The sequence below is a fragment of the Achromobacter sp. NCFB-sbj8-Ac1-l genome, assembly GCF_052695805.1.
On the sequence record NZ_CP199812.1, the window covers coordinates 1439618 to 1451753 of the forward strand.

At 65.2% G+C, this 12136-nt stretch carries 12 protein-coding genes; 5 read left to right on the forward strand and 7 right to left on the reverse strand.

Annotated features, from left to right (window positions below; genetic code table 11):
* Positions 1-4: 4 nt before the first annotated feature.
* The 5 genes from ACUDP5_RS06650 to ACUDP5_RS06670 all read right to left on the reverse strand — a co-directional run bounded on the left by ACUDP5_RS06650 (position 5) and on the right by ACUDP5_RS06670 (position 4418).
* On the reverse strand, positions 5-922 hold the full coding sequence (locus ACUDP5_RS06650) for an aldo/keto reductase (protein WP_445658417.1): 918 nt from the start codon (positions 920-922) through the stop codon (positions 5-7).
* A 69-nt stretch (positions 923-991) separates the two neighbouring features.
* Positions 992-1702, reverse strand: coding sequence for a Bax inhibitor-1/YccA family protein (locus tag ACUDP5_RS06655; RefSeq protein ID WP_263910519.1), 711 nt, complete (start codon positions 1700-1702; stop codon positions 992-994).
* 149 nt (positions 1703-1851) lie between these two features.
* The gene (locus ACUDP5_RS06660) at positions 1852-2373 is read right to left on the reverse strand and encodes a hypothetical protein (RefSeq protein ID WP_445658418.1); all 522 of its coding nucleotides are present in this window, start codon (positions 2371-2373) and stop codon (positions 1852-1854) included.
* 55 nt (positions 2374-2428) lie between these two features.
* On the reverse strand, positions 2429-2887 hold the full coding sequence (locus ACUDP5_RS06665; RefSeq protein WP_263910522.1) for a DNA polymerase III subunit chi: 459 nt from the start codon (positions 2885-2887) through the stop codon (positions 2429-2431).
* Between the two features lie 22 nt (positions 2888-2909).
* Positions 2910-4418, reverse strand: a complete 1509-nt coding sequence (locus tag ACUDP5_RS06670) for a leucyl aminopeptidase (protein WP_263910523.1) — start codon at positions 4416-4418, stop codon at positions 2910-2912.
* A gap of 55 nt (positions 4419-4473) precedes the next feature.
* Here ACUDP5_RS06670 and lptF point away from each other — a divergent pair, with 55 nt between their 5' ends.
* Positions 4474-5574, forward strand: coding sequence for an LPS export ABC transporter permease LptF (lptF, locus tag ACUDP5_RS06675; RefSeq protein WP_263910525.1), 1101 nt, complete (start codon positions 4474-4476; stop codon positions 5572-5574).
* A gap of 69 nt (positions 5575-5643) precedes the next feature.
* Here lptF and ACUDP5_RS06680 read toward each other — a convergent pair whose 3' ends face one another.
* Entirely contained in the window at positions 5644-6564 is a 921-nt protein-coding gene (locus ACUDP5_RS06680; protein ID WP_263910527.1) for a LysR family transcriptional regulator, read from the reverse strand.
* Between the two features lie 172 nt (positions 6565-6736).
* Here ACUDP5_RS06680 and ACUDP5_RS06685 point away from each other — a divergent pair, with 172 nt between their 5' ends.
* From ACUDP5_RS06685 to ACUDP5_RS06700, 4 genes are all read left to right on the forward strand, one after another.
* On the forward strand, positions 6737-7954 hold the full coding sequence (locus ACUDP5_RS06685) for an ABC transporter substrate-binding protein (protein WP_445658419.1): 1218 nt from the start codon (positions 6737-6739) through the stop codon (positions 7952-7954).
* Positions 7955-8056: 102 nt separating this feature from the next.
* Positions 8057-9550 carry a CoA-acylating methylmalonate-semialdehyde dehydrogenase gene (locus ACUDP5_RS06690; protein WP_263910529.1) on the forward strand — a complete coding sequence of 498 codons (1494 nt, stop codon included), beginning with the start codon at positions 8057-8059 and terminating at the stop codon, positions 9548-9550.
* 94 nt (positions 9551-9644) lie between these two features.
* A complete protein-coding gene (locus ACUDP5_RS06695; protein WP_175191046.1) occupies positions 9645-10589 on the forward strand; it encodes a CysB family HTH-type transcriptional regulator in 945 nt (314 codons plus the stop codon).
* Positions 10590-10812: 223 nt separating this feature from the next.
* Positions 10813-11133 (forward strand): DUF2325 domain-containing protein, encoded by a 321-nt coding sequence (locus ACUDP5_RS06700; RefSeq protein ID WP_263910532.1) that lies wholly within the window; start codon positions 10813-10815, stop codon positions 11131-11133.
* A 175-nt stretch (positions 11134-11308) separates the two neighbouring features.
* Here the strand turns inward: ACUDP5_RS06700 and ACUDP5_RS06705 are convergent, their stop codons facing one another.
* Entirely contained in the window at positions 11309-11968 is a 660-nt protein-coding gene (locus ACUDP5_RS06705; protein ID WP_263910533.1) for a C40 family peptidase, read from the reverse strand.
* Positions 11969-12136: the final 168 nt, after the last annotated feature.

Here is a 12136-nt window from a genome sequence, read left to right on the forward strand (position 1 = left end):
GGCGTCAGGCCAGCAAGGCGGCAATGCGTTCGCGCTGGGCGTCGTTCGCCAGCGGGCCGAAGCCGGCCAGCAGGTTGTCGGCCATGTTGGCCGGCTTGGACGTGGCGGGGATGACCGCGGTGACGGCGGGGTGGCTGATGACGAATTTCAGGAAAAGCTGCGCCCAGGACCCGCAGCCGATCTCGGCTGCCAGCTCGGGCAGGGGCCGACCCTTGACCTGGCGGAACAGGGCGCCGTCCTGGAAGGGGCGGTTGATCAGGACGGCCACGCCATTGGCCAGGCACGCCGGCAGCAGGCGCTTTTCGGCGTTGCGCGCACCCACCGACAGGTTGATCTGCAGAAAGTCGGGCTTTTCACGCTCGACCAGTTCGGTGAGTTCGTCGTGGGCGTAATCGGTGTAGTGGGTGATGCCGATGTAGCGCGTCACGCCCTGCTGTTTCAGGTCGCGCAGCAACGCCAACTGGTTGCGGGTGTCGATCAGGTTGTGCACCTGGATCAGGTCGAGCTTGTCGGTCTTGAGCGCGCGCTGCGAGTGTTCGATCTGGCGCCGGGCCGCCTCATGCCCCTGGGTGCTGATCTTGGTGGCCAGGAAGACCTGCTTGCGCATGTCCGGCTTGCGCGCCACCAGGGCGCCCGTGACGGCCTCGGCCTGGCCGTAGCTGGGGGCGGTGTCGATCAGCTTGCCGCCCGCCTCGAGCAGCGAGTCCAGCACCTGGGCCAACGGCGCCATGGTGGCCGCATCCGACGGTGGCACATTGAAGGTATCGGCCGTACCCAGCCCTATGGCCGGCAGCATTTCGCCCGACGACCAGATCTCGCGAACTCGCATGGGGCGCTTGGTGCTCAGGGCATGGGCCGCCCACGGCTGGGCAAGCAAGGGCGCGCAGGCGGCGGCCTGCAGGAAACGGCGGCGGTCGGACATGGCAAGCTCCAATGAAAAAGGGCCTGCACATTTCATGCAGGCCCTTGTTTGCCGGTAGGCAGCGCGCGATTACTCGCGGTTGCCGCCGAAGATGCCCAGCAGCATCAGCAGGTTCGAGAAGACGTTGTAGACGTCCAGGTAGATGGCCAGCGTGGCGGAAACGTAGTTCGTTTCGCCGCCGTTCACGACGCGTTGCAGGTCAACCAGCATGAACGCCGAGAAGATGACGATGGCCAGCACCGAGATGGTCAGCATCAGCGCAGGCAGCTGCAGGAAGATGTTGGCCAGGGCGGCAACCAGGATGACGACCGCGCCGATGAACAGGAACTTCTGCAGGCCGGACAGATCGCGCTTGATGGTGGTGGCCAGGGTGGCCATGGTGCCGAACACGATCGCGGTGCCGCCGAAGGCCGTCATGACCAGTTGCGAGCCGTTGCTGAAGCCCATCACGAAGCCGAGCAGGCGCGACAGCATCACGCCCATGAAGAACGTGAAGGCCAGCAGCAGGACGACGCCCAGCGAGTTGTTCTTGTTTTTCTCGATGGCGAACATCAGGCCGAACGCGCCCACCAGGAACACGATGGCGGACAGGCCGGGGCTGGCGCCCATGACCCGGTTGATGCCGGTGTACAGGCCGACGGCAGCACCGAGCACGGTCGGGATCAGCGAGAGCGCCAGGAGCCAATAGGTGTTGCGCAGCACCTGGTTGCGCGCGACCTCGCCCGGCGCGCCGGCGATGGTGCCGGAACGGTTAAAGGGGGACGGACGATATTCGTTCATGGAGGACTCCTGTGTACGGCAGAAATTGATTTGCCTAGAAGGCTTAGATGCCAAGGATACCTTACAGTTCCCTGAAGAATCCAGTTTTTGGAGGAATTAGGACAGGTGGAGGGCAGTGTAGTCCCGTAATGGGGGCGGAAGGCCGGATTTCAACCGGGGCGTACGTCCTGCAGGACCCGGGCGACGATGCGGGGTAGTTCTTCGTCCATGCGTGCCTGGATCTGCTCGATGGCGTCGGCCAGCGCCTGGCGCATGGCCTGTTCGACTTCCGCTTGCAGGCGCGCGGCCAACACGGCGCCCTGTGGCGGCACGACCGCCGGAGACGCTTGTGCGGGTAGCTCGCCTTGCACTGCCGCCTGGCTTGCAGCGGGCATGGCGGGCCGGTCGGCATCCGGCGCCGCGGGCAGGTCGGCCGCTTCGGTCAGCAGCGGGAAATCGTCTGATTCGGCAGTGGCCGTCAATAGCGGGAATTCGTCCGCGGGCCAGTCGTTCAAGCCCGCCGATTCGGCCACGTCGGTCAACACCGGGAACGCTTCGTCAGGATAAGCCCGCGCGCGGTCTTGCGCCACCTCGCTCAATACGGGGGCGTCGGGCCGGGAGGCGGAGGGCGACAGGGTGGGTTCTGCCCGCTGGGTCAGGGTGGGGATGCCGGGGTCGGTGGGGTGGGGCATGGGGGCTCCCGAGGGAGAGGCGCCGCCGGGCGGGGCGGCGCGGGTGTACGGACGGTCAGTTGCTGGCCGCTTGCCGGCTCAGATCGTGGCTTTGCGGCGTGTGGCCGGCCCCGACGTAGGTGCGCCAGCGCTGCCGGGCGGCTTGCTTGTCGTCGGGGTCGTCCGAGACGATTTCAAGCAGACGCTCGAAGGCGTCGAAGCCGGGCGGGCAGTCGTCGTCGAGGTTCAGCAGCCAGGGTTGGGCCTGGCCATCGGCGGACGGCTGCATCGCCTGGCCAGGATCGCCGGCGGTCAGCACGACCGGCGTTTCGGCCGCCAGGGGATCGTTGGCCAGCACGTGCGGCACGAAAGAGGTGTCGTCGAACGCCCACAGCATGCGGTCGAAGGCGGTCAGCCGCGAGCCTTCCTTACAGTACACCACCAGTCGCTGGCCTGCCAGGTAGCGCTTGCGCACGACCTGGCAGGCCATGCGCAAGCGGTCCGGCGCGCCGAAGGCGAAGTCGATGCGCGTCATGCCGGGTTCCGTCGCAGGGCGATCAAGCCTGGTCCAGCAGGAACTGCATCAGGAGCGGCACGGGACGGCCCGTGGCGCCCTTGTCCTTGCCGCTTTTCCAGGCGGTGCCGGCGATGTCCAGGTGGGCCCAGCGGTACGACTTGGTGAAGCGCGACAGGAAGCAGGCGGCCGTGACGGCGCCGGCCGGGGGGCCGCCGATGTTGGCCAGGTCGGCGAAGTTGGACTTCAGCTGTTCCTGGTAGGCGTCGTCCATGGGCATGCGCCATGCGGTGTCCAGCGACTGGCGGCCGGCGGCCGTCAGGGCGTCGGACAGGGCGTCGTCCTTGGTGAACAGGCCCGTGTTGACGTGGCCCAGGGCCACGACGCAGGCGCCGGTGAGGGTGGCGATGTCGATGACGGTGGACGGCTTGAAGCGTTCGGCGTAGGTCAGGGCATCGCACAGGACCAGGCGGCCTTCGGCGTCGGTATTCAGGATTTCGATGGTCAGGCCGGCCATGCTGGTGACGACGTCGCCCGGCTTGTTGGCCGTGCCGCTGGGCAGGTTTTCGCAGGCCGGGATCAGGCCGACCACGTCCAGGGGCAGCTCCAGTTCGGCCAGGGCGCGGAACGAACCCAGCACGCTGGCGGCGCCGCACATGTCGTACTTCATTTCGTCCATCGTGGCGGCGGGCTTGAGCGAGATGCCGCCGGCATCGAAGGTAATGCCCTTGCCGACCAGCACGATCGGGCCTTGCGCGGCCTTGGCGCCCTTCTTGGCGGCGGGCTTGCCGGCATGGCGCAGGACGATGAAGCGCAAGGCTTCTTCGGAACCGCGGGCCACCGACAGGAACGACCCCATGCCCAGGGCCTCGACCTGCTTCCTGTCCAGCACTTCGACCTTGATGGACTTGAACTCGCGGGCCAGTTTCTTGGCGGTGTCGCCCAGGTAGGTGGGGGTGCAGATGTTGCCGGGCAGGTTGCCCAGCGTGCGGGTCAGTTCCATGCCGTTGGCGATGGCGGCGCCTTCGCGCAGGCCCTTCTGGACCTGGCTGGCGTCGGCGCGTTCGACGATCTGGACGATCTTCTTGAGCTTGGGACGGGCGTCGCGGTCGGGTTTGCCGAAGCTGGCGTCGTAGTGATAAGTGGCGCTGCCGGCCGCGATGGCGGCGCTGCGGGCGCGGGCGATGACGGCCACGTCCGGGATCGGGTTGGCGACCAGGGTCGAGACGCCCTCGGTCAGCTGGGCGGACACGCAGGCGGCGGCAAAGGCCTGTTCGGCCGAGGCGTGGGCGCGGGCCGAGTATTCGTCCTGCTTGCCCAGGCCCACCAGGACCACGCGCTGGGCGGTCACGCCCGGCAGCGAGCGCAGCACCAGGGTGGCGCCGGCGCGGCCGCGGAATTCGGCTTTGGCGACGGCGCGCACGGCGCCGTTGGAGGCCCGGTCGATCAGGTCGGCGGCGGGGCTCAATACGCCGTCGGCAAAGACCCCGATCGCCAGCGCGGCGGTTTTGATCTGGTGCAGGGAAGCGGTGGTCTGTGTGCTAAATTCCATGAGGGTTTCCCGTGTGCGTCTGTATGATGCGGTCGATTATCCCGCATATTCTCCCATGTCTCTATTCAAACGCTCTGTCGTCAGCGAGATCACCAGTCACGCTGGCGTTGTCTTTTCCACGTTGCTCATCGTGTGGCTCAGCGTGCTGCTCGTGCGCCTGCTCGGTGAAGCGGCGGGCGGCAACATCGGGGCGGACGTCGTGCTCGTGCTGGCCGCGCTGTCCACCATCACGGCCCTGCCGACCATCCTGGCGGTGTCGATCTTCATCGCGGTGCTCACCACCGTCACGCGCAACTATCGCGAATCCGAAATGGTGGTGTGGTTCGCCAGCGGCCTGTCGCTGGCCGATTGGCTCAAGCCGGTGCTGCGGGTTGCCGTGCCGGTGGCCATCGCGGTGGCGGGACTGACGCTGGTGGCTGCGCCCTGGGCCTACCGCCAGATCGGCGAATACCACGAACGCTTCGAGCAGCGCTCGGACCTGTCCAAGGTCACGGCGGGGCAGTTCGCGGAATCCGCCGGTGGCAACCGCGTGTTCTTCGCCGAAGACCCGGCCAAGCCTACCGATGAGCTGGGCAATGTGTTTGCCCGCGAAAACGGACCCGAGTGGCTCAGCGTGCTTACCGCCGCCAGCGCCCACAGCGAAACCCTGCCCAACGGCGACCGCTTCCTGGTGCTGGGCGAAGGCCATCGCTACGACCTCAAACCCGGCACGCCCGAGATTCGACTGGTGCACTTCGACAAGTACGGGCTGCGCCTGGAAAGCAAGGGCGGCGACGATCCGGTCGCCTCGGCCCGCGCCGCCGCCGAGCGCTCGTCCAAGGCCCGCACCACGCCGCAACTGATGGCCGACAACACCACCAGCAGCTGGTCGCAGGTGATGTGGCGGATCTCGTTGCCGCTGGCCGCGCTGAACCTGGCGCTGCTGGCGATTCCGCTGGGCGCGGTGAATCCGCGTCTGGGCCGTTCGGGCGACCTGCTCATCGCCGGCCTGGTGGGCCTGCTGTACATGAACCTGATCAACCTGTCGCGCGCCTGGATCTCCAACGGCAAGCTCAGCTTCGGCGTGGGCACGTTCGCGATCCACATCATCGTGGCCATGCTGACGGCCTTCCTGTTGATGCGCCGCCTGCGGGTCAAGGCGCCCAAGACCAGCTAAGGCTGGGGCCCGCGCCCAATGGCGCGGGCGATCACCTGCCCCGGCACGCCGCCGCAGCGCGCGCCGGGTTCACGGCAGGTACTTCATCGTGCCGCGCTTGCCGGCCAGCAGGTCGGCGTTCTTGAGCACCGACTTGCGGATGAATTCCCACAGCACCGTCACGCGCTTGAGCTTGCGCAGGTCTTCGTGGCAGTACATCCAGAACGACCGCGTGATCTCCACTTCGTTTTCCAGCACAGGCTTGAGCCGCGGGTCCTGTGCGGCGATGAAGCACGGCAGGATGGCCAGCGACTGCCCCTGCAGCGCGGCGTGGTACTGCGCCACCACGCTGGTGCTGCGCAACACCACCCGGCTCGCGGGCAGCAGGTCTTCCAGGTAGCGCAGGCGTTCGCTGAACAGCAGTTCGTCGACATAGCCGATGAAGCTGTGGCCGGCCAGGTCGGCGCGGCTCTGGATGGGCGGGTGGCGTGCCAGGTAACCCGGGGTGCCATACAGGCGCAGGGTGTAGTCGCACAGTTTGCTGCAGACGTACGGACCGCGCTGGGGGCGTTCGATGGTGATGGCCAGGTCCGCTTCACGCTTGGACAGGCTGACAAAGCGCGGCACGGGCAGGATGTCCAGGGTGATGTGCGGATAGCGTCGCTGGAAGTCGGCGGCCAACGGCGTCAGCACATAGCTGCCGAAGCCCTCGGTGGCGCCGATGCGCAGGTGGCCCGACAGCGCCTGGCCGATGCCCGACAGGTTCTCGCGGGCGGTATGCACCGTGCTTTCCATCTGCTCGGCGTGCACGAACAGGCGCTGGCCGTCTTCGGTCAGCACGAAGCCGGCACTGCGCGATTTTTCGAACAGCAGAGTGTCCAGTTCGCTTTCCAGCGCGCGGATGCGCCGTGACACCGTGGTGTGTTCGACCCCCAATTTGCGCGCGGCCGCGCTGACCCGCTGGGTGCGCGCCACTTCCAGGAAATACCGCAGGCTGTCCCAATCCAGCACGTTTTTCGCCCCGATCTTGATTGTGCATTGATGCACAAGGAATGTGCATTTCTAGTGTTGCTTGTTGATTTTCACACATCTACACTGGGTCGGCAGGCCCTAGGGCAATGCTCCTGGGGACCGCAGGCCGCAAAGACGGCGCCATAACGCATAAATCTCAGGAGACAAATCCATGGAATTGCACGTACGCGGGCTGGCCGCAGGCTTGTGTCTGGGCGCTGCGCTGGTAGGTCAGGCGCAGGCGGCGGACAAGCCGCCGGTGAAGATCGGCATTCTGACGGACATGTCGGGCACCTATGCCGGCATGGGCGGGGCAGGTTCGGTGGCCGCGGCGCAATTGGCCATCGACGATTGCCTGGCGGCCGAGTGCAAGGGCATGAAGATCGAGCTGGTCTCGGCCGACAACCAGAACAAGGCGGACGTGGGCGCGGCCAAGGCGCGCGAATGGTTCGACCGCGACGGCGTCACCGCCATCGCCGACCTGACCAACTCCGCGGTGGCGCTGGCGGTGCAGGGCATTGCGCGTGAAAAGAACAAGGTCGTGATGTTCTCTGGCCCGGCCACCACGGCGCTGACCAACAAAGAGTGCTCGCCGGTCGGTTTCCACTGGATGTTCGACACGTATTCGCAGTCCGCCGGGGGCGCCAAGGCCACCGTCAAGGCGGGCGGCAAGTCCTGGTATTTCATCACCGTCGACTATGCCTTCGGCCACTCGCTGGAAGCCGACACGGCCAAGGCGGTCAAGGCGCTGGGCGGCACGGTCGCCGGCAGCGTGCGCCATCCGCTGAACGCGCCCGACTTCGCTTCCTATCTGTTGCAGGCGCAAAGTTCCAAGGCGCAGGTCGTGGCGCTGGCCAACGGCGGCCAGGACACGGTCAACGCGGTCAAGCAGGCGCGCGAGTTCGGCATCGTGGCGGGAGGGCAGCGGCTGGTGTCGCTGCTGATCTTCCTGTCGGACCTGCGCGCGCTGGGGCTGGAAAGCGCCCAGGGGCTGTCGTACGTGGACGGCTTCTATTGGGATTACGACGATGCCTCGCGCCTATGGGCCACGCGTTTCGAGAAGGCCTTCCGCGGCCTCAAGCCCACCATGACGCAGGCCGGCGTGTATTCCAGCGTGCTGCACTACCTGCGTTCGGTCGCCGCTTCGGGCAGCACCGACGGCAAGGTGGTGGCCGACAAGATGCGCGAGCTGCCGATCAAGGACCCGATCATGCGCAATGCGTCGATCCGCCCCGACGGCCGCGTGATTCACGACATGTATTTGTACGAAGTGAAAAAGCCGTCCGAATCCAAGGGCGGTTGGGACTATTCCAAGCTGGTCGCCACCATTCCGGCCGCCGAGGCCTTCCAGCCGCTGGCCGATTCGACCTGCCCGCTGGTACAGAAGTAGGACGCGTCGGCGCCGGCCGGCCAGGGGCCGGCCGGCGCTGACCGCAAAGAACCCTGAACGCGGATTCCATCCGCATCGATAAAGCAGTGTGAGGAGCATCAAATGAGTGAAGTCCCCCGCGTTCCGCTATTGATCGGCGGCAAGCTCGTGCAGTCCAAGACCACCGAATGGCGTGACGTGATCAACCCCGCCACGCAAGAGGTCGTCGCCAAGGTGCCCTTCGCGACGCGCGAAGAGCTGGACCTGGCGGTCTCCAATGCCAAGGAAGCCTTCAAGACCTGGCGCAACAGCGGGCAGGGCGCGCGCATGCGCGTCATGCTGAAATTCCAGGAACTGCTGCGCGCCAACACCGGCAAGCTGGCCGAGATGATTACCCGCGAACACGGCAAGACCCTGCCGGACGCCGAGGGTGAAGTGGGCCGTGGCCTGGAAGTGGTGGAGCACGCCTGCTCGATCGCCAACCTGCAACTGGGCGAATATGCCGAGAACGCCGCATCCGGCATCGACGTCTACACCCTGATCCAGCCGCTGGGCGTGTGCGCCGGCATCACGGCGTTCAATTTCCCCGTGATGCTGCCTTGCTTCATGTTCCCGATCGCGGTGGCCTGCGGCAACACGTTCGTGCTCAAGCCGTCCGAGCAGGACCCCACCGCCTCGCTGTTCCTGGCCCAACTGGCCCTGGAAGCCGGCCTGCCCCCGGGTGTGCTGAACGTGGTCCATGGCGGCCCGGATACGGCCAACGGCCTGTGCGAGCATCCCGACATCAAGGCGGTGTCGTTCATCGGTTCGACCCGCGTGGGCACCGAGATCTACAACCGCGCCTCCGCCGCGGGCAAGCGCTGCCAGTCGATGATGGGCGCCAAGAACCACTGCGTGATCCTGCCGGACGCCGATCCCGACGTGGCGCTGAACCAGCTGGTGGGCGCCGCTTTCGGCGCGGCCGGCCAGCGCTGCATGGCCTCGTCGGTGGCCGTGCTGGTGGGCGATGCCCGCAACTGGCTGCCCGATTTCGTCGAGCGCGCCAAGAAGCTGAAGGTCAATTCGGGCATGGACCGCGCGGCCGACCTGGGCCCGCTGGTGTCGCCCAACGCCAAGAAGCGCGTCGAAAGCCTGATCCAGAAGGGCGTGGACGAAGGCGCCAAGCTGCTGCTGGACGGCCGCAACCTGAAGGTCTCGGGCTTCGAGCAGGGCAACTTCGTGGGTCCCACGGTGTTCGACGGCGTGACCGAAGACATGACCATCTACACCGAGGAAATCTTCGGGCCGGTGCTGTGCGTGGTGGGCGTGGAAACGCTGGAAGAGGCGGTGGAATTCGTCAACCGCAACCCCAATGGCAACGGCGTGGCGCTGTTCACGCAGGATGGCGGCGCGGCGCGCTACTTCCAGAACAACATCGACGTCGGCCAGGTCGGCATCAACGTGCCGATCCCGGTGCCGGTGGCCTGGTTCAGCTTTACCGGTTCGCGCGGCTCGAAGCTCGGCGACCTGGGCCCCAATGGCAAGCAGGCGGTGCAGTTCTGGACCCAGACCAAGACCGTCACCGCGCGCTGGTCGGCCCATGCCAAGACCGTGAACACGACGATCTCGATGCGCTGAAAGAGGGACGCCTTGCGCCTAAGCTTATATCAATAAGTCATATAACAAGGCGTCCTTATTACTTATAATTGGTCCGTCTATCAGGGGCCAATTCATGAACCTGCAGCAATTTCGTTTTGTGCGCGAAACCATCCGGCGCGACTTCAATCTGACCGAAGCCGCCCGGATGCTCTATACCTCCCAGCCGGGCGTGTCCAAGGCGATCATCGAGTTCGAGGACGAACTCGGCATCAAGATCTTCGAACGTCACGGCAAGCGCATCAAGGGGCTGACCAAGCCCGGCCTGGCGGTTTCGCAGGTGATCGACCGCATCATGCGCGAAGTCGACAATCTCAAGAAAGTCAGCGATGAATTTGCCCGCCGCGACGAAGGCGGCCTGGTGATCGCCTGCACCCACACCCAGGCCCGTTACCTGCTGCCGCGCGTCATTCCGGCGTTCCGCAAGCAATTCCCCAAGGTGCATCTGTCGTTGGCTGAAGGCAGCCCCGCGCAACTGGCCGAAATGGTGCTGCACGAACAGGCCGACCTGGCGCTGGCGACCGAATCCCTGGCGCTGACCCCGGGCCTGGCGACGTTGCCTGTCTATGCCTGGGAACACACGGTGGTAGTGCGTCCCGACCATCCGCTTGCCGAACTGACCTCCAGCGCTGCCAAGCGCCTGTCCCTGGCGCAACTGGCCGAATTCCCCATCGTGACCTATGACCGTGCCTTTACCGGCCGCAGCACGATCGACGAGGTCTTCGCCAACCAGGGTATCCATCCGGACATCGTGCTGGAGGCCATCGACGCCGACGTGATCAAGACCTACGTGGATGTGGGCCTGGGCATCGGCATCATCGCCGGCGTGGCCTACGACCCGCGGCGCGATTCGAACCTGGTGGGACTGCCCGTCGGGCACCTGTTTGGCACGCACACCACTCGCGTGGGGGTGAAGGCCGGTGTGTTCCTGCGCGATTACGTCTATACCTTCCTGGAAATGCTGGCGCCATCATTGACCCGCGCGGTCGTGACCGAGGCGGTGCAGGGCACGCCCAAGTAGGCGTGGCCGGCTTTGGAGGCCCTGGGACAAAGCGCGGCCCTTTGCGGGAGCCGCGTTTTTTTTGGCTGCGCAGGCGTCTCGGGGAAGGGGGGAGCGGGGGTCTTCCTATGCGTTCCCATGAGCTCATAAAAATAATTAAATAAGAACTGATCTCATTTAAGTTGACTAAAAAATAGGAATCATTATCATTACATCCAGTCTCAACGACCCAGTGAGGTTCAACATGACGGCAGGATTGAGTGCAGTGGTAGTGGGCGCCGACAGGCTCGGCAACATTCCGGATCTGCTTAAAGGACACAATATTTCGATCACGCACCACATCAGTGGCCGTGACCCCTCGCATCAGAAGAAGACGCTGCAACTGCCCTCGGGCACCCAGCTGGTCATTTTGCTGACCGACTTCCTGGGCCATAACGTCATGAAAACGTTCCGCAATGCGGCGCAGCGCGGCGGCATCCGGGTCGTGGCTTGTCGCCGTTCGGTGTGCAGCATGCAGCAGGCGCTGCAGCAGTGCGGCCTGTGCACGGGGGCCGCTGTCCACTGACGGCTTGCCGCGCCGCCGCGGACACAGAAAAACTGGGGAGGCCGAAACGGCCTGCGGCCCCACGGCCGCGAAGAGAAATGAAAAACGCCGCCGGACTGGGCAGTCCGGCGGCGTTTTGCTGTTTGGGGGATGGCGCGAGGCGGCGCGTCGTGCGACGCTAGCCGCACCGGGGCTATCAGTTGGCCGCGCGGGCCGAGGCCATCAGGCTGTTGTCCAGGCGGCGGGCGCCGTTGTAGCGCTTGGTCCAGTACGCCATGGTCATGTTTTCGACACGCACCACGCCACCGGCGCTGGGCGAGTGCACGAAGCGGTCGTCGCCCAGGTAGATGCCCACGTGGGAATACCGGCGGCCCATGGTGTTGAAGAAGACCAGGTCGCCGGCCTTGAGTTCGTTCTTGTCGACAGAAACACCCTGCTGGGCGATTTCGGCGGCGTTGCGGGGCAGTTTCAGGCCCAGCGAGCGTTCGGCGGAATAGGCCACCAGGCCGCTGCAATCGAAACCGGTATCGGGGGAACTGCCGCCGAAGCGATAGCGGATACCCAGGTAGTTCAGGGCTTCGCTGACCATGGCGTTGTCGCTGTTGACGCCCGATTGGGTGCGCTGGCGGTCACGCTTGAATTTCTGTACCACCAGCATGCCGATGGGGTCATCGGCGGTGGCGACCCATTCCGTTTCGTACGGATCGATCTCGGACGAATAGGCGGTGGACTTTTGATGAGTGCCTGCACAACCCGCCAGACCCGCGACGCACGCCATCAGCGCCAGCAAACGCAGACCGCGGTGTGCTTGGCCAGTGGATGAATTCAGTCGCGCGCTTTTGGAGTGTCGATGCATTCGCCTGGGGATGATTGCCACTTTTTCGCAGATCAGAAGCAATAAAGCGTCAAAAACGCTAAAAAACACCTGAATAGCTGGAATAAAGCAGCGAATCAACAGATATGTTGTCACAACTTCGCGGGGATTCTACCAAACTTTTAAGACTGGTTCGTTACTGTAACCAGC

Coding starts and splice junctions, on each gene's coding strand:
- ACUDP5_RS06650 (WP_445658417.1), bottom strand. CDS start 922: ATGTCCGACCGCCGCCGTTTCCTGCAGGCCGCCGCCTGCGCGCCCTTG.
- ACUDP5_RS06655 (WP_263910519.1), bottom strand. CDS start 1,702: ATGAACGAATATCGTCCGTCCCCCTTTAACCGTTCCGGCACCATCGCC.
- ACUDP5_RS06660 (WP_445658418.1), bottom strand. CDS start 2,373: ATGCCCCACCCCACCGACCCCGGCATCCCCACCCTGACCCAGCGGGCA.
- ACUDP5_RS06665 (WP_263910522.1), bottom strand. CDS start 2,887: ATGACGCGCATCGACTTCGCCTTCGGCGCGCCGGACCGCTTGCGCATG.
- ACUDP5_RS06670 (WP_263910523.1), bottom strand. CDS start 4,418: ATGGAATTTAGCACACAGACCACCGCTTCCCTGCACCAGATCAAAACC.
- lptF (WP_263910525.1), top strand. CDS start 4,474: ATGTCTCTATTCAAACGCTCTGTCGTCAGCGAGATCACCAGTCACGCT.
- ACUDP5_RS06685 (WP_445658419.1), top strand. CDS start 6,737: ATGGAATTGCACGTACGCGGGCTGGCCGCAGGCTTGTGTCTGGGCGCT.
- ACUDP5_RS06690 (WP_263910529.1), top strand. CDS start 8,057: ATGAGTGAAGTCCCCCGCGTTCCGCTATTGATCGGCGGCAAGCTCGTG.
- ACUDP5_RS06695 (WP_175191046.1), top strand. CDS start 9,645: ATGAACCTGCAGCAATTTCGTTTTGTGCGCGAAACCATCCGGCGCGAC.
- ACUDP5_RS06700 (WP_263910532.1), top strand. CDS start 10,813: ATGACGGCAGGATTGAGTGCAGTGGTAGTGGGCGCCGACAGGCTCGGC.
- ACUDP5_RS06705 (WP_263910533.1), bottom strand. CDS start 11,968: ATGCATCGACACTCCAAAAGCGCGCGACTGAATTCATCCACTGGCCAA.